The sequence below is a fragment of the Pseudarthrobacter sp. MDT1-22 genome (assembly GCF_054511035.1).
Genome location: NZ_JBTNDK010000020.1, coordinates 1 through 16,060 on the forward strand (window position 1 = coordinate 1; position 16,060 = coordinate 16,060).

Sequence of the window (16,060 nt, forward strand, 5' to 3'; positions counted from 1 at the left end):
AAAGGGCCTCCGCCGTCGCTACAGCTGCTCTGCTATCCATACTCAAATCATCCCGCGAGGGTCTGACAATAACGGCGAGGCTGAATCGCTATGTGCATAACTCCGCGAAGCAACTGTAAGTGCCTGCATCCGTGGGCGGTTTCAAGGTGTCGTTGCAGGGGCCTCAACTGTCCGTTCGCACCAAGGACGCGGGGCCTCAAATGTTCGTTCGCGCCAAGATCCGGGGCCTCAAGTGTCCCCTCGCGCCGTCTGCAAGGTGTCCTACCCGCCGGCGAACGGAGGCAGCACGTCGACCACATCGCCCGGATTTAACACAGTCGTGCGGTCCCGGACGGCCACCTCGTTGAGCAGGAAACTGCTCCGGGACAGGATACGTTGCAGGGGAGGAGTGCCGGCAGCGGGCTCGGCGCGGTCCACAGCCAGGACTGCCAGCAGCAGGTCGGCCACTGTGGCCCCCGGCGCGAGATCGAAGAGCTCTTCTTCGACCCCAGCGGCAGCGCGTGCGGCAGCGAAGTAACGTACGTTCAAGAATTCAGCCTCCGATGGCGCTCATGCTGCGGTCCGGCTGGACAAAGTCCGCCGCGCCGAGACCTGTGTGGTCCATGCCGTGGGCCTTTGGCTTGACCCACATGGCATCCTGCCAGCGTTCGGCCAGGGCCTGATCACCGGCGCCGTCCCGCAGAAGACCCAAGAGATCAAACTCCTCACGGGAGAACAGACAGCTCATGATCTTGCCCTCGGCGGTGATCCGTGTGCGACGGCAGTCGGAGCAGAACGGCTCCGTGACGGACGCGATGATGCCCACGGTGCCGAGCACCGGCCCTTGGGCTTCCGGCGCCGCCTCCACGCCTTCCGGCCGATGCACGTTAGCGGCATACACTAGTCCCTCGGTACCCAGCACGGGACTATCCGGCCCCGCGGTCCCGGCTGCCCGGCGTCGTACTTCAAAGCGTTCCGCGGGGGCTCCATCGCGGGCGCGGGGATCGGGACTCAACACAAAGTCGCGCGAGAGCAGAGTGCGAATCTCGGCCGCGGTGATCATGTTCCGGCGGGTCCAGCCGTGGTCTGCGTCGAGCGGCATCTGCTCGATGAAGCGCAGTTCGTAGCCGCGGTCCAGCGCCCAGGCGAGCAGGGACGGCGACTCGGTGTCGTTGATGCCCCGCATCAGGACGGCGTTGAGTTTGACGGGGCCCAGTCCCGCGGCCCAGGCGGCATCGACGCCGGCCAGGACACGGTCCAGGAAGGGGCGCCGGGTCAGCTTGGTGAAGGTTTCTTCGTGCAGCGAATCCAGTGAGACGTTGATGCGGGTCAGGCCCGCAGCCTTGAGCGTGGCGGCCTTCTTGTCCAGGCCCACGCCGTTGGTGGTCATGGAGATGGGCAGTTCCGGATGGTTGCTGCGCAGGGCCGCAATGATGTCAATCAGGTCCGCCCTGACCAGTGGCTCCCCGCCCGTCAGACGCAGTTCGCGAACACCGAGCAGCTCCACGCCGATCCGGACAATCCGCACGATCTCCTCGGCGGACATCACGGCCTGCTTGGAAAGCCATTCAAGCCCCTCGGCCGGCATGCAGTAGGTGCAGCGCAGATTGCATTTGTCCGTCAGCGACAGCCTCATGTCCGTGGCCCGGCGGCCGTACTGGTCCAGCAGTCCCGGCGCCGTGCCGGCCGGCCGGGCAGGCGGCAGCCCCGGCCCTGCATCCTCCCGGGGTTGTGGCATGCCTAGCTGAACACTCATGAATTCAGGCTACGCCACGTTTACCCCCGGGATCACGCCCATGACGCCCGGGATCCGCTCCATCGCCGGAAGTCCCTCCGAACGGTGGCGAAGTCCCGCGCCGCCGGGGCCCGGCGAACCTATGCTGGAGAGGTGAACAGCTCCCAGCCCCTGCAGGAAACGGCCGACGACGGCGCCACCTCTCCAGGGCGCTCGGGAACCGACGGTGCCGCTCGAGGCAGCCGTCGCTGGGCCGCCGCGTCGGGAGCCGTGGCCGCCGGCGCCGCCGTCGTAATAGGGGAGCTGCTGGCAGGTCTGTTCAGTCCGTCCCTCTCGCCCTTGACGGCAGTCGGCGGAGCCGTGATCGACGCTGTTCCGCCGGGTGTGAAGGACTGGGCCATCTCGCTTTTCGGCACCGCCGACAAAGCGGTGTTCGTGGGCGGGATGCTGCTGGTTATCGCGGCCGTCGGGGCATTGGCAGGGATCCTGGAGCAGCGCAGGCGGTTTGCCGGTGGGGCGGTGATTGCTGTTTTTGGGCTCGTCGGGCTCAGTGCGGTCCTCACGCGTGCCCAGATGACCCCGGCCGCGGCTGTAGTGGCACTGGCCGCAGCCCTGTCCGGTGCCCTGCAGCTGGGATGGCTGATCCGGCGGCTCCACGAAGGGCACCCGGCCGGCGCAGCTGGAACAGGTGCAGCGGGGACAGCAGCCGGGACAAACGCCGCGACGGCGCAAGTTCCCGCGGGGACAGCAGCAACCGCCGGGCGGCGCACGTTCCTGCAGGTCTTGGCTGCGAGCGCGGGGGCCACCGCCGTTGGCGGGGTTGTGGCCGCGGTCTGGCGAGGTGCAGCCTCCGGCATCAGTACTGCCCGCGAGATGCTGCAACTGCCTGCCGCAGTCTCCGGAGCGCCCGCCATCCCGGCCGGCGCCGAGGTCGGCCTGGACGGGATGCAGCCGCTGGTTACACCGAACCGGGACTTCTACCGGATTGACACCGCCCTGATCGTCCCGTCCCTCGACCCTGAATCTTGGGTACTCCGCGTCACGGGGATGGTGGAACAGGAGATTGAGCTGAACCTGGCCGATCTGCTGGCCAAGCCGCTGATCGAACGTCATGTGACCATCGCCTGCGTCTCCAACGAAGTGGGCGGGGACCTGATCGGCAATGCCCGCTGGCTCGGCTGGCCGGTGCGGGAACTCCTGGCCCTTGCCCGGCCGCAGTCCGGCGCCGACATGGTGCTGTCCCGGAGCTCCGACGGCTGGACGGCGGGCACACCGCTGGAGGTCCTCACTGATCAGCGGGACGCCCTGCTTGCGGTGGGGATGAACGGCGAACCGTTGCCGCTGGAACACGGCTTCCCGGTCCGGTTGATCGTGCCGGGCCTCTACGGCTACGTTTCCGCGACCAAATGGCTCACGGAACTCCGTCTCACCAGGTTCGCGGACGACGTCGGCTATTGGACGCCGCGCGGCTGGTCCGACCGCGGCCCCATCAAAACGTCCTCGCGGATCGACGTTCCGCGCACCGGCCGGCGGGTGGGTGCTGGAACGGTCATGTTTGGCGGCGTGGCCTGGGCCCAGCACACCGGGGTCGGCAAAGTGGAGCTCCGGGTCAACCGCGGTCCGTGGCAGGCGGCCCGCCTCGCGCCCGGGATTTCGCTGGACACCTGGTACCAGTGGCAGCTGGGCATCGACCTGGCTCCGGGCCAGTACGAGGTCCAGGTCCGCGCCACAGACCTCAACGGCGAGCCGCAGGTGGAGGACCGCCGGCCGGTTGCTCCCGACGGTGCCACAGGCTTCCACACCATTAGAGTTGACGTGAATCCATGACCGCCCGGACCGAAGGCAAGACCATGCACAGCCCTCCGCACCAGCGCGGCCACATGCACCACCAGGCACGGTCCGTCGCCCTGCACCGCGCCGCCGTCACCGAACTGCTGGCGCCCCTGCTGGCCCAGGAACGGACGGAAACGCTGGCACTTCGCGACGCGCTGGGCAAGGGCCTGGCCCAGGACGTGATGGCCGCCCTGAACCTTCCGCCGTTCGCCAACTCCCAAATGGACGGCTTTGCCGTCAACAGCCTGGACGTGCCCGACGGCGGTGCGGAGCTGCCTGTGGGTGTCCCCGTTCCGGCAGGTGCCGTGCCGGCGGCCCTGGACCGCGGCACTGCCGCCCCCATCATGACGGGAGCCATGATTCCCGCCGGTGCTGACGCCGTCGTGCCCGTGGAACGTGCCGTTCCGGACCGGTTCCCCGCCCCGGGGGAAACAACCACTGTGTGGCTGCCGGCGACGGCGGCCGGCACCTTCGTGCGGTCGGCCGGCAGCGATATTGCGGAGGGGGAGCGGGCGCTGGCCTCGGGTACCTTCCTTGGCCCGGCGCAGCTGGGGCTGCTGGCGGCCCTGGGGATCGCCGAAGTTACTGTGCACAGGCCGGTGACCGTCCTGCTGGCCACCACGGGCGACGAAGTGGTGGAACCCGGCCAGCCCCTGCCGGCCGGCAAGATCTACGATTCCAACGGAACCCTCCTCGAAAGCGCCATGCGGCAAGCGGGCCTGGCCGTGGTGCGCACGGCCATTGCCTCGGACCACCCTGACGAATTCCGGGCACTCCTGCGCAGCCACGCCGGCACGGTGGACCTGATCGTTACCACGGGCGGCGTCAGCAAAGGAGCCTACGAAGTGGTCCGCCAGGCCATGGAGGGCCAGGCCACCGAGTTCCTGCATGTGGCCATGCAGCCCGGCGGCCCGCAGGGCATCGGGACGTTCGACGGTTTGCCTTTCCTCGGATTCCCGGGAAACCCTGTTAGCTGCCTGGTTTCCTTCGAAATGTTCCTGCGGCCTGTGCTGGCTGAACTGTTTGGATCGCCGGCACCGCGGATTCCGGTCCGCGCACGGCTGGGCCACAGCCTTTCGTCGCCTGAACACAAGCACCAGGTCCGGCGCGGAACCCTTCAGGGGGACGGAGCCGTCCGCCTGGAAGGGGGCGAAAGCTCCCACCTCATGCATGCCCTCGCCGGCTCCAACGCGCTGGTGCACGTACCCGTTGGGGTCTCGGCGCTCGCCGAAGGTGACGAGGTGGAAGTATGGATGCTGTGAATCCAGAACATAGCCCGTCCGCGCTGACCCACCTGCGCCAGGACGGAAGCGCCCAGATGGTGGACGTGTCAGGCAAATCCGAAACCACGCGGGAAGCCACCGCCACTGCCACCGTCCGCACCACTGACGAAGTGCTGGGCCTGCTCGGATCCGGCGGCCTGCCCAAGGGTGATGCCCTGGCCGTGGCGCGGGTTGCCGGCATCATGGCGGCAAAAAAGACCCCCGAACTCATCCCGCTCTGCCATCCTTTGCCGCTCTCGAAAGTCACTGTGGACTTCGAGCTCGGAACCGATTCCGTGGAGATTCTGGCCACGGTCAAGACCCGCGGGGTCACCGGGGTTGAGATGGAAGCGCTGACGGCGGCCTCCGTGGCTGCCCTCAGCGTGTACGACATGATCAAGGCCGTCGACAAGCACGCCGTGCTGACCGACATCAAAGTGCTGGCGAAAAGCGGCGGCAAGAGCGGGGACTGGACACTATGAGCACCGAGAGCACTTACCCGGCTGAGCCAAACACAGAGCCGCACACTCACCAACCCCACCTGCCGGAGCCGCACACTCACGGCGAGGTGCAGGGCCGGAAGGCCGGGGTTGTCATTGCGTCCACCCGGGCCGCCGCAGGCATCTATGAGGACGAAACCGGGCCCGTCATCATCGACTGGCTCACCGAGCACGGCTTCGAGGCGTACCCCGCCATGGTGGTGCCGGACGGCGCGCCCGTCGGTGCGGCGATCCGGGCCCTCCTCACCCAGCATCCCGCCGTCGTGATCACCAGCGGCGGTACAGGGCTCAGCCCGGACGACCGCACACCCGACGTCACCCTGCCCCTTCTGGACCGTGAAATCCCGGGCATCATGGAGGCCATCCGGCGCGAAGGCGCAACCAAAACGCCGCTGGCGGCCCTCAGCCGCGGCCATGCGGGAGCTGCCGGGCAGACGTTCATCATTAACCTGCCCGGCTCACCCAAGGGCGTTATGGACGGCCTGTCGGTGCTGGACCCGTTGATCGGGCACCTGTGCGACCAGCTGGAGGGCGGCCATGGCCACTGAACCGGTTTTCGAAGTGGTCCACGCCGTGCTGAGCGCCGAACCCATCTCCGTCGATCAGGCGATCGCTGCGGTGGAGTCTGACACCGCAGGGGCCGTGGTCAGTTTCAGCGGCGTAGTGCGGAATCACGACGGCGGCAAGGCAGTGGAGCGGCTCAGTTACAGTGCGCACCCCACGGCTCACCAGGTAATGGCCGACGTCGTCGCGCGGCTGGCCGCCGAACATGCCGGCGACGGGGCCGCCACGCAGCCCGTGCGGATCTGGGCTGCCCACCGCATCGGGATGCTCAACATCGGTGATCCGGCGCTGGTTTGTGCGGTCTCGGCTGCGCACCGCGGACAGGCTTTTGCCGTGTGTTCCGAACTGGTGGACCGCATCAAGGAGCAGGTTCCCATCTGGAAGGAGCAGTTCTTCGCCGACGGCACGGTGGAGTGGGTCGGCGCGGGCAGCTGAGCCGTACGGGCTTCCCTCCGCCTTCCGGCGGTTGCGAGGTAACGCACAGCCTCCGGTTCAATCCCGCACCCGGCCCGACGGTAGGGTTAACGGCATGACCGAACAACTCTCCGCGCCCACCCGCGTGGCTGTCCTGGGCGCCAACGGGCGCATGGGCGCCGAAGCCGTAAAGGCCGTTGAAGCTGCCTCCGACCTGATGCTCGTAGCCGCCCTGGGACGCGGCGACTCGCTGGACCAGCTGGCCACTTCGGGTGCCGACATCGTAGTGGACCTCACCGTCCCCGAGAGCACGGAAGCGAACGTGCGCTACGCCGTCGAGCATGGCATGCACGCCGTCGTGGGGACCACCGGCTGGGATTCCACGTGGCTCGCCGCCCTGGAAGCACTGCTCGCGGAGCACCCGGAAACCGGAGTGCTGATCGCCCCCAACTTTGCCCTAGGCTCCGTGCTGGCCTCGGCCTTTGCCGCCAAGGCGTCTAAGTATTTTGAGTCCGTGGAAATCATCGAACTGCACCACCCGGAAAAGGTTGACGCGCCATCCGGGACCGCTGTGCGCACCGCCCAGCTCATTGCTGCCGAGCGCAAGGCTGCGGACGTTCCGCCCAGTCCTGACGCGACCACCAGTGAACTCGCGGGCGCGCGGGGTTGCGAGGTTGAGGGAGTCCGCGTTCACAGCGTCCGGCTGCGCGGGCTGGTGGCCCACCAGGAGGTGCTCCTCGGAGGTCCGGGGGAGCAGCTGACCTTCCGCCACGACTCCTTCGACCGTGCTTCTTTTATGCCCGGAGTGCTGCTTGGCGTGCGCAACGTCGCCGCGCATCCGGGACTGACGGTGGGCCTGGACGGCTACCTGGACCTGGGGCTCTAGGCCGTGGGCGAGTTCCTGGCCGCGTTCCGGAAGAACCGCACCAAGATCTGGGTGGGTGCCGTAACGCTCCTGCTGGTCTTCTACCTGGTGGTGTCCTTCCAGCGCTCCGTGCTCCTGCTGCTGGACAGCAACCCCGCCGCCAAGGCCATCGGGGCTGCCTACCTGGTCCTCCCGGCCATCGGCGCCTGGGCTATGATCCGTGAACTGCTGTTCGGCGCGCGCACGGAACAGATGGCCAAGGTCCTGGAGGCCGAAGGCGGGCTCCCGGTAGACGAACTGCCGCGCACACCCGCCGGCCGGATCGTCCGCTCGGCCGCGGACCTGGAATTCGAAAAGTACAAGGCCGAGGCGGAGGCGGCGCCCGGTGACTGGCGTTCGTGGTTCCGGCTCAGCTGCGCCTATGACGCTGCCGGGGACCGCAAGCGCGCCCGCGCCTCCATGCGCGACGCCGTGAAGCTGTTCCGCGGCCAGGTTCCGGCGTAGGAGCCTGCTCTCCGCGACTACTCTCTGCGGCGGGTTAGCTGTAACCGGGCTAGCGCGGGCTAGCGCAGGCCCGCTCGTCCGCCGCGCCCCAGTTGGTTGGCGGCATGGCCCACCAGTTCCAGTGGCCCCCGCCATTTCAGGAGGACAAACACGATGCCCACGGCGATGGCCGTCGCGGCATGTGCCCAGTACATCCCCGCCTCGGTCCAGCCGGGGGGCAGCGGCTTCAGGTAGAACGCCGAAACCACCCACACATGCGCTGAGTAGAGCGTGAGCGTCATTGCCCCCGCGCCGCGCAGCGGCAGCAACAGGTCCAGGTCCAGCCAGTCAGCCAGACTGCCGAGCAGGAGGAACGCACCCACAACGGCGGCCGCCACGCCGCAGGTGTGAAGCAGATCCAGCGTGGTGGCCGAATGCGGTGCCGCGGCCGCCAGCCACCACCACGATCCTTCCTGCCGGATTCCCGTGAGGTTGACCTGGAGGACACTGTCCAGCGGGTATCCGGGGGCGTTCAGGACTGCCTCCAGCGCGGCCCGGCCGCCCCAGGTCTCCATTGCGGCGGTGCCCAAAGCCTTGGCCAGTGCGGCCACCGCAGTCCCGCCGGCGAGCAGCAGGACAGGAACCATCGCCTTGGTGAGGGCCAGCCGGCCAATGACCAGGCCCACCAGCAGGTACGACAGCCACTGGAACACCGGGTAGTAACCGGTCAGGAACAGGTCTCCCAGCAGAGGGAACGGGGTCGAGAGGTCTTCCCAGGACGGGTTGTGCCCCAGATTCAGGGGCGGATTGGCTGCCATAAGCCAGGGGCGGAGGAGATATGCGAGGACCGGGGAAACCACGATCCAGCCGACGGCCCAGACGCACAGTGCCTTCAGCTTCAGGCCCAGGAACGGCAGGATGCACAGGAAAAGCAGGGCGTAGTGGACCAGGATGATCGCAAGGTTCACTTCCAGCCCGCCCAATGAGAGCCCGACGGCGGCAATCACCAGGGCGCGCAGTGCGATGCCGCGGCGTGCTGCGTTCAGGGCAACACCTTCCGGAGGTACCTGTTTTCCGGTGGACAGCGCCAGGCCCACGCCCGCCAACGCGGCGAAGAGGGCTGCCGCGCGGCCGGAGAAGGTCAGGCCGATCCACGTGGGAGTGAGGTCGGCGTTTGCCTCGAAGGTTGGGAGCAGATGTGTGGCCATCATGCCAAGGAGCGCCAGCCCCCTGGCTGCGTCAATACCGCGGAGGCGGCCCACGGCCTGTGAGGTTCGAGGCACCCGCGAGGGTCTTGCCGGGGCACGGGACGTCATGAGGCGATGTTCTCACACCAACCTTTATGGCAGCAGCCAAGAGCCAGCCGGAAACACGGTCTTGTAGACCTTGTATTCGAATATACGTTCGAATAATATGGAGACCATGCAAACCCCATCCCAGCCGCGACCCTTCCCGGAATCCCCAACCGCCGGCGGATCCGTGCGCCCCGCTCGGGACGGCCAGTACCCCGGCTCGGCACAGCCTGTTGGACTGATGAAAGCGATGAGCCCGGGAGTGGTGGACTTCCTCTTCCGCCAGCTCGTGGCAGGTCGGCCCCCTGTGGACATCCAGTGGCAGGACGAAGGCGTCACACTCACCGCCCAGCCGGCGGGTGCAGAGCTGGCCCGCAGGTTGGACGAAACTGACCTCGACGCCTTGACGCCCACGGAACTGTTCCACTACGTCCGGGCGGCCCAGCGGCTCGCGGCCTGGGCTGAGGGGCTGCGGGAGGCTGCGGTGGACCGTTACTGCCAGCCAGGGAAGCCGCAGGATGGCGTAGTTCCCTCGGCCAGGCGCGCATCCCTAGGATAGAGGGGTGATTGATGCCCTGACCGTCTCTGCCGTGCAGTACCAGGCGCTGGAAGGCGGGATTATCCCGAACGTGCAAGAACACGTCCGGCTGGTCGAGGACGCCGAATCCCACGGTGCCCGGCTGGTGGTGTTTCCTGAGCTGTCGTTGACGGGGTACAACCTGGCGCTACTGGCTGTTGACGACTCGTGGCTTCAACGCGATGACCCGCGCCTGGCCGATCTCCACGAAATCTGCCGCCGGACGGGGATCACCGCCGTGGCAGGTGCTGCCTATCGGGAACCTGACGGCACGCCGCGGCTCGCCAGTCTCGTGATCCACCCCGACGGCACCACTGGACTCGGGTTCAAAACCCACCTCCACGGCCCGGAGCGGGAGGCCTTTGCCGCGGGCGACGGTGCCGTCGTGATCGAGCTGGATGGCTGGAAGATCGCGCTGGCCATCTGTTTTGACGCCGCGATTCCGGACCACTCCACCGGGGCAGCCCAGGCCGGCGCGGATATCTATGCCGTTTCGGCCCTGTACACGCAGGCGGAAGAACGGCGGCTTGGCCTGCATCTCGGAGCCAGGGCCATGGACAACAGGATGTTCGCCATCTTGGCGAACCTTGGCGGACACACGGCGCTGGGCCCCACCTGCGGCCTCAGCGGGTTCTGGGGACCGGATGGCTTCGAAATGAAAAAGGCTGCCGGAACAGGCACCGAAATAGTCACCGCCATCCTGCAACGGAGTGCCTTGCGGAAATTCCGCTGACCCTGCGGGGGTCGATCTGCGGTGCGTGCTGACCCCATTCCCTAGGGCATCGCGGCCCGCTAGTTGACGCGGATCACGCCGTCCCCATTGTCCTAACCAGCCGCCGACAGGGTAACGTTTTTTCCATGCCTCACAAATCCGCCACCGCTCCTGCCCTTGGTACGCTCCTGACCGCTATGGTCACGCCCTTCACCAAGGATGGCGCCGTGGACTACAAGCAGGCGGCCGAACTGGCCACCAAGCTTGTGGACGATGGCTGCGACGGCCTGGTCGTCACCGGGACCACCGGCGAAACGTCCACCCTCTCGGATGAAGAAAACCTTGGCATGTTCCGCGCTGTCAAGGAGGCTGTCGGAGACCGCGCCGCCATCATCGCCGGCACCGGGACGAACGACACCGCACATTCGGTGCGCCTCTCCCAGCAGGCGGCAGCGCTCGGCGTCGACGGCCTGCTGCTCGTCACGCCGTACTACAACAAGCCCAGCCAGGCCGGGGTCCGGGCACACTTCGAGACCGTCGCCTCCGCAACCGATGTGCCCGTTATGCTCTATGACATTCCGGGCCGCTCCTCCATCGCGATCGAGCCCGAAACCATGATCCGCTTGGCGCAGCACCCGAACATCGTCGCCGTCAAGGATGCCAAAGCCGATTTCATGGCAGCCAGCCGCGTGATGGCAGAGACGGACCTGTACTTCTACTCCGGCGACGACGGATTGACCCTTCCGTGGATGTCCCTTGGCGCCGTCGGGCTCGTGGGTGTGACAACCCACGTCGCAACGCGCCGCTTCCGCGAGCTGATCGACGCCATCAATGCGAACGACTTCGAAACCGCGCGTAAGATCAACTTCGAGCTGCTGCCCGTTGTGAGGGCAACGATGACCCGCGTCCAGGGAGCCGTTGCAGCCAAACAAATTCTTAAATGGCAGGGAGTCCTGCCCAACTCGATTGTCCGTTTGCCCCTCGTGGAGCCGGACGAAGCCGAGATCGTAACCATCCGCGAGGATTTGGCGGAAGCGGGGCTGGTCTTTCCCTGAGGGCTAAGACCAGCACCCTTCCGCCTGGAAAGTAGTGCACTATGACCCAAACCGCCCTTCCCGGCCTTGTCACGCCTCCACGCCTGCCGCAAGGCACCCTCCGGATCGTTCCGCTGGGCGGACTGGGGGAGATCGGCCGCAACATGGCCGTGTTCGAAATTGATGGCAAACTGCTCATCGTGGACTGTGGTGTCCTCTTCCCGGAGGAGACGCAGCCCGGCGTTGACCTGATCCTGCCCGATTTCTCTTACATCGAGAACCGTGTCGACGACATCGTGGCCGTTGTCCTTACCCACGGCCACGAGGACCACATCGGCGCCGTTCCATACCTCCTGCGGCTGCGCGCCGACATCCCCCTGGTGGGCTCACAGCTGACGCTGGCGCTCATCGAGGCCAAGCTGCAGGAACACCGGATCCGTCCGTACACGATGACCGTTGAAGAGGGCCAGGTCGAAAAGTTTGGCCCCTTCGAGTGCGAGTTTGTCGCGGTCAACCACTCGATCCCCGATGCTTTGGCTGTGTTCATCCGCACGGCCGGCGGCACTGTCCTGCACACGGGCGACTTCAAGATGGACCAGCTGCCCCTGGACGGCCGGATCACTGACCTCCGGCACTTCGCCAAGCTGGGTGAAGAGGGCGTTGACCTCTTTATGTCCGACTCCACCAACGCGGATGTGCCAGGCTTCACCACCGCCGAGAAGGAAATCGGACCCACGCTGGAACGGCTGTTCGGCCAGGCCACCAAGCGCATCATCGTGGCGTCCTTCTCCTCGCACGTCCACCGCGTCCAGCAGGTGCTCGACGCCGCCGCCAAGCACAACCGCAAGGTGGCCTTCGTGGGCCGCTCCATGGTCCGCAACATGGCCATCGCCGCCAAGCTCGGCTACCTGGACGTTCCCGACGGCCTCCTCGTGGACATCAAGAACATCGACAACATGCCGGACAACCGCGTGGTGCTGATGTCCACGGGTTCCCAGGGCGAACCGATGGCCGCGCTTTCCCGCATGGCCGCCGGTGACCACCGCGTGGTGGTGGGCGACGGCGACACCGTCATTCTGGCCTCCAGCCTCATCCCGGGCAACGAAAACGCCGTCTTCCGCATCATCAACGGCCTGCTCAAGCTCGGCGCGGACGTCATCCACAAGGGCAACGCCAAGGTGCACGTCTCCGGACACGCAGCCGCTGGCGAGCTGCTCTACTGCTACAACATCCTTGAGCCGCTCAACGCCATGCCCGTGCATGGCGAGACCCGCCACCTGATCGCCAACGGCAAGATCGCCATCGAGTCCGGCGTCCCCACCGCCAGCGTCATCCTTGCCGACAACGGCACCGTGATCGACCTCAAGGACCACCGCGCAGACGTGGTGGGCCAGGTTGAAGTGGGCTTTGTCTACGTGGACGGCTCCAGCGTCGGCGAAGTCACGGAAGCGGATCTCAAAGACCGCCAGACACTTGGCGATGAAGGCTTCATCTCCATCATCACCGTCATCAACCGCACCACCGGCAAGGTGGTCTCCGGACCCGAGATCCACGCCCGCGGCGTGGCCGAGGACGATTCAGTCTTCGACGAGATCATCCCCAAGATCAACGCCGCCCTGGAAGAAGCCGTGCTCAACCGCACGGACCACACCACCCACCAGCTCCAGCAGGTTGTCCGCCGAGTTGTCGGCACCTGGGTCAACCGCAAGCTGCGCCGCAAGCCCATGATCATCCCGGTGGTCCTCGAGGCGTAATAGCCCCGAAGGCAAGCGGAATGGCAAAGGCCCGGTTCTTGTAGAACCGGGCCTTTCCCATCCGCAACATGAGGCCGGGAACAGCCGGAAATCCGCGGAAAACCGCGCCAGTTCCGGTACCGTGGCACGTATGGCCACTCGTACCACTCCCGCGCCCCGAGGCACCGCTGGCGGCAAATCCAGCGCCAAAACCGGCAGCCCGGCGGGCCGCGGTGCAGGCGCCACAGCGTCCAGCCGCACCGGCGGCCGGGCTGGCTCTTCGGCCGGCACCACACGCACGCGCCAGCTTCCCGCCGTCGAACAGCGGCAGCCCTGGCTCCTGCGTATTGTCGGCGGCGCCTGGCTGGCCGTGGGCCATCTGGTCGGCGGCGGTGTCCGCAGGATCGGCTCCGACGTCAGCGACCTGCCGGCGGAGGAGCGCCGCGACGGCGCGGCCCTGTTCAACCTTGCCCTGGGCGTCTTCATCGCCACCTTCGCGTGGTGGGGAATGACCGGCTGGTTCCCCGACGCCGTCTACGGCGTGGTCAACGGCACCTTCGGCTGGATGTCACTGCTATTGCCGCTGATGCTTTTTGTGTGTGCCTTCCGGCTCTTCCGGCAGCCCGACGACGGCCGCGGAAACAACCGGGTGGGGATCGGTTTCCTCATCATGACGTTTGCGGGCTGCGGCCTTGCCCACGTAGTGGGAGGGCAGCCCACCGTTGCCGAAGGCTTCGACGGCCTCCGGCAGGCCGGCGGTATGCTCGGCTTCCTGGCCGCCTCACCCCTCGGGGCCATCCACGCGGCAGTGCCCGTGGTGATCTACGGCCTGCTGGCCTTCATCTCGCTGCTCATCATTACCGCCACCCCCTTCGGGGCCATTCCACGCCGCCTGCGGGGTGCCTATGAGCATCTGATGGGCCTGGACCTGCAGGAACCCGGCGACGGCGGGGACAGCCACGACCGCAGCTACCTCGAGGAATCGAAGGCAACCCCGGCGCCGCGGAAGAAGAAGCGGCGTTTCTTCGGCAAGGACGACGAGTCCGACGCCGGGCTGGAAGGCTACGTGGGTGACGAAGCCTTTGAGCACGCCGTCATCGACGACGACGAGACTGACGCAAAGTCGGGCCGCGGGCCGCGCCCCGCTCCCGGCGTGCGCCGCCCCACCCAGGCGGAAATCGCCGTCGAAAAAATCAAAGCGGCCCAGGGCCTCGGCACTGCAGGGAGGGCTCCGGCAGAGGACAACGCCACTGAGGCCATCCCGCTGGTCACACCCGGGATGGTGGCCGCCGGCTCACTCAACGCTGCACCCGCTGCCGTTGCCCAGGTGCCTGCCAAGCCCGTCACGCCCATGCCCCTTCCGGCTCCCATTCCGCAGCGGACCGAGCAACTCTCACTGGCGGGCGACGTCACCTACACCCTGCCGCCGTCGGACGTTCTGACCCCGGGCTCCATCCCCAAGGAGCGCACCGAAGCCAACGACGCCATTGTGGCTTCGCTGACCGAGACCCTTAACCAGTTCAACGTGGAGGCACAGGTCACCGGCTTCAGCCGCGGCCCCACCGTCACCCGGTACGAGATCGAGCTCTCCCCGGGCACCAAGGTGGAGCGCGTCACCGCCCTGTCCAAGAACATCTCCTACGCCGTGGCTTCCAGCGATGTCCGGATCCTCAGCCCCATCCCGGGCAAGTCCGCCATCGGCATCGAGATCCCCAACACGGACCGCGAGACCGTTTCCCTCGGTGACGTGCTGCGCAGCCAGAACGCGCGGCGGACCGACCACCCGATGGTGATGGGCGTTGGCAAGGACGTCGAAGGCGGCTATGTTGTGGCGAACCTCGCCAAAATGCCCCACCTGCTCGTCGCAGGTGCCACTGGCGCCGGTAAGTCCTCGTTCGTGAACTCCATGATCACGTCGATCCTTATGCGGGCAACCCCGGATGAGGTCCGCATGGTCATGGTGGACCCCAAGCGTGTGGAACTGACCGCCTACGAAGGCGTCCCGCACCTCATCACGCCCATCATTACCAACCCGAAGAAGGCTGCCGAGGCCCTGCAGTGGGTGGTCCGTGAGATGGACGCCCGTTACGACGACCTCGCCAACTATGGGTTCAAGCACATCGATGACTTCAACAAGGCAGTCCGCGCCGGCAAGGTCCAGCCGCCCGTTGATTCCAAGCGCGTCATCCGGCCCTACCCGTACCTGCTGGTGATTGTTGACGAGCTCGCCGACCTGATGATGGTGGCACCGCGCGACGTCGAAGACTCCATCGTCCGCATCACCCAGCTGGCCCGTGCCGCCGGCATCCACCTGGTCCTGGCCACCCAGCGGCCCTCCGTGGACGTCGTCACCGGCCTGATCAAGGCCAACGTGCCTTCGCGGATGGCCTTCGCCACGTCCTCCGTCACGGACTCCCGCGTGGTCCTTGACCAGCCCGGTGCCGAAAAACTCATCGGCCAGGGCGATGCGCTGTTCCTGCCGATGGGTGCCTCCAAGGCCATGCGTGTCCAGGGCGCCTGGGTCACGGAGTCTGAAATCCACAAGGTGGTGGAACACGTCAAGGGCCAGCTCAAGGTCGACTACCGCCACGATGTCGCCCCCGAGGCGCCAAAGAAGCAGATCGACGACGACATCGGGGACGACCTGGAAGTGTTGCTTTCGGCCACCGAACTGGTTGTCACCACACAGTTCGGTTCGACGTCGATGCTCCAGCGCAAGCTCCGGGTGGGCTTCGCCAAGGCCGGACGGTTAATGGACCTCCTGGAGTCCAGGGGAGTGGTTGGCCCCTCCGAAGGGTCCAAGGCACGCGACGTCCTGGTGAAGCCGGACGACCTCGCATCGGTGCTGGCAGCCATGAAGGGCCAGGACGCGCCGGCCGTTGCTGATTCACAGACGGCAGCGCTCAGCGACAACGCCAACGCGAACATTGCCCAGGGCGGTTATGCGGAGGACCTCGTGCAGGCGGACCTGGACCAGCGCAGCCAGAAGGTTGAGTACTTCGACGGCGCCGACGGCACTTCGGGCGACGACGAGGACGGTTCCGAAGACGCTTGGTCACTCACCGGACGGTAGCCTA

Annotated in this window: 15 protein-coding genes; 12 read left to right on the forward strand and 3 right to left on the reverse strand. The window is 66.7% G+C overall.

All coding sequences use genetic code 11. The features are described 5' to 3' along the window. Positions 1-261: 261 nt before the first annotated feature. Entirely contained in the window at positions 262-528 is a 267-nt protein-coding gene (locus tag ACX80M_RS15220) for a MoaD/ThiS family protein (RefSeq protein ID WP_252611182.1), read from the reverse strand. Between the two features lie 4 nt (positions 529-532). Then, positions 533-1,735, reverse strand: coding sequence for a GTP 3',8-cyclase MoaA (moaA, locus tag ACX80M_RS15225; RefSeq protein ID WP_459309928.1), 1,203 nt, complete (start codon positions 1,733-1,735; stop codon positions 533-535). Positions 1,736-1,984: 249 nt separating this feature from the next. On the opposite strand from moaA, the gene ACX80M_RS15230 reads away from it, so the two are divergent. The 7 genes from ACX80M_RS15230 to ACX80M_RS15260 all read left to right on the forward strand — a co-directional run bounded on the left by ACX80M_RS15230 (position 1,985) and on the right by ACX80M_RS15260 (position 7,656). Continuing rightward, positions 1,985-3,541 carry a molybdopterin-dependent oxidoreductase gene (locus ACX80M_RS15230; RefSeq protein WP_252613714.1) on the forward strand — a complete coding sequence of 519 codons (1,557 nt, stop codon included), beginning with the start codon at positions 1,985-1,987 and terminating at the stop codon, positions 3,539-3,541. 23 nt (positions 3,542-3,564) lie between these two features. Next, entirely contained in the window at positions 3,565-4,809 is a 1,245-nt protein-coding gene (locus tag ACX80M_RS15235) for a molybdopterin molybdotransferase MoeA (RefSeq protein WP_308293049.1), read from the forward strand. After that, entirely contained in the window at positions 4,797-5,291 is a 495-nt protein-coding gene (gene moaC, locus ACX80M_RS15240) for a cyclic pyranopterin monophosphate synthase MoaC (RefSeq protein WP_252600038.1), read from the forward strand. Before ACX80M_RS15235 ends, moaC begins: the two co-directional genes overlap by 13 nt. After that, the gene (locus ACX80M_RS15245) at positions 5,288-5,857 is read left to right on the forward strand and encodes a MogA/MoaB family molybdenum cofactor biosynthesis protein (protein WP_252613659.1); all 570 of its coding nucleotides are present in this window, start codon (positions 5,288-5,290) and stop codon (positions 5,855-5,857) included. Before moaC ends, ACX80M_RS15245 begins: the two co-directional genes overlap by 4 nt. Beyond that, positions 5,847-6,308: a molybdenum cofactor biosynthesis protein MoaE gene (locus tag ACX80M_RS15250; protein WP_252600040.1), complete on the forward strand. Its 462-nt coding sequence runs from the start codon at positions 5,847-5,849 to the stop codon at positions 6,306-6,308. Before ACX80M_RS15245 ends, ACX80M_RS15250 begins: the two co-directional genes overlap by 11 nt. A gap of 94 nt (positions 6,309-6,402) precedes the next feature. Beyond that, on the forward strand, positions 6,403-7,173 hold the full coding sequence (dapB, locus tag ACX80M_RS15255) for a 4-hydroxy-tetrahydrodipicolinate reductase (protein WP_252600041.1): 771 nt from the start codon (positions 6,403-6,405) through the stop codon (positions 7,171-7,173). Between the two features lie 3 nt (positions 7,174-7,176). Continuing rightward, complete coding sequence (locus ACX80M_RS15260; protein WP_058929479.1) at positions 7,177-7,656, forward strand: hypothetical protein; 480 nt, start codon at positions 7,177-7,179, stop codon at positions 7,654-7,656. A 59-nt stretch (positions 7,657-7,715) separates the two neighbouring features. On the opposite strand, the gene ACX80M_RS15265 is transcribed toward ACX80M_RS15260, so the two are convergent. Further along, positions 7,716-8,951, reverse strand: coding sequence for a heparan-alpha-glucosaminide N-acetyltransferase domain-containing protein (locus ACX80M_RS15265; protein WP_459309929.1), 1,236 nt, complete (start codon positions 8,949-8,951; stop codon positions 7,716-7,718). A 226-nt stretch (positions 8,952-9,177) separates the two neighbouring features. Between ACX80M_RS15265 and ACX80M_RS15270 the strand changes: the two genes are divergently transcribed. The 5 genes from ACX80M_RS15270 to ACX80M_RS15290 all read left to right on the forward strand — a co-directional run bounded on the left by ACX80M_RS15270 (position 9,178) and on the right by ACX80M_RS15290 (position 16,056). Beyond that, complete coding sequence (locus ACX80M_RS15270) at positions 9,178-9,486, forward strand: hypothetical protein (protein ID WP_374209890.1); 309 nt, start codon at positions 9,178-9,180, stop codon at positions 9,484-9,486. Between the two features lie 4 nt (positions 9,487-9,490). Further along, on the forward strand, positions 9,491-10,237 hold the full coding sequence (locus ACX80M_RS15275) for a carbon-nitrogen hydrolase family protein (protein ID WP_252611194.1): 747 nt from the start codon (positions 9,491-9,493) through the stop codon (positions 10,235-10,237). 125 nt (positions 10,238-10,362) lie between these two features. Then, the gene (dapA, locus tag ACX80M_RS15280; protein WP_252602117.1) at positions 10,363-11,271 is read left to right on the forward strand and encodes a 4-hydroxy-tetrahydrodipicolinate synthase; all 909 of its coding nucleotides are present in this window, start codon (positions 10,363-10,365) and stop codon (positions 11,269-11,271) included. A gap of 41 nt (positions 11,272-11,312) precedes the next feature. Further along, entirely contained in the window at positions 11,313-13,004 is a 1,692-nt protein-coding gene (locus ACX80M_RS15285; protein ID WP_252602113.1) for a ribonuclease J, read from the forward strand. A gap of 130 nt (positions 13,005-13,134) precedes the next feature. Beyond that, positions 13,135-16,056, forward strand: a complete 2,922-nt coding sequence (locus tag ACX80M_RS15290) for an FtsK/SpoIIIE family DNA translocase (protein ID WP_252602110.1) — start codon at positions 13,135-13,137, stop codon at positions 16,054-16,056. Positions 16,057-16,060: the final 4 nt, after the last annotated feature.

Bases quoted from the DNA above. Each gene is read 5' to 3' on its own strand.
- moaA (WP_459309928.1), bottom strand. From the start codon at position 1,735: ATGAGTGTTCAGCTAGGCATGCCACAACCCCGGGAGGATGCAGGGCCG.
- ACX80M_RS15235 (WP_308293049.1), top strand. From the start codon at position 3,565: ATGCACAGCCCTCCGCACCAGCGCGGCCACATGCACCACCAGGCACGG.
- moaC (WP_252600038.1), top strand. From the start codon at position 4,797: ATGGATGCTGTGAATCCAGAACATAGCCCGTCCGCGCTGACCCACCTG.
- ACX80M_RS15245 (WP_252613659.1), top strand. From the start codon at position 5,288: ATGAGCACCGAGAGCACTTACCCGGCTGAGCCAAACACAGAGCCGCAC.
- ACX80M_RS15250 (WP_252600040.1), top strand. From the start codon at position 5,847: ATGGCCACTGAACCGGTTTTCGAAGTGGTCCACGCCGTGCTGAGCGCC.
- dapB (WP_252600041.1), top strand. From the start codon at position 6,403: ATGACCGAACAACTCTCCGCGCCCACCCGCGTGGCTGTCCTGGGCGCC.
- ACX80M_RS15265 (WP_459309929.1), bottom strand. From the start codon at position 8,951: ATGACGTCCCGTGCCCCGGCAAGACCCTCGCGGGTGCCTCGAACCTCA.
- ACX80M_RS15270 (WP_374209890.1), top strand. From the start codon at position 9,178: ATGAGCCCGGGAGTGGTGGACTTCCTCTTCCGCCAGCTCGTGGCAGGT.
- dapA (WP_252602117.1), top strand. From the start codon at position 10,363: ATGCCTCACAAATCCGCCACCGCTCCTGCCCTTGGTACGCTCCTGACC.
- ACX80M_RS15285 (WP_252602113.1), top strand. From the start codon at position 11,313: ATGACCCAAACCGCCCTTCCCGGCCTTGTCACGCCTCCACGCCTGCCG.
- ACX80M_RS15290 (WP_252602110.1), top strand. From the start codon at position 13,135: ATGGCCACTCGTACCACTCCCGCGCCCCGAGGCACCGCTGGCGGCAAA.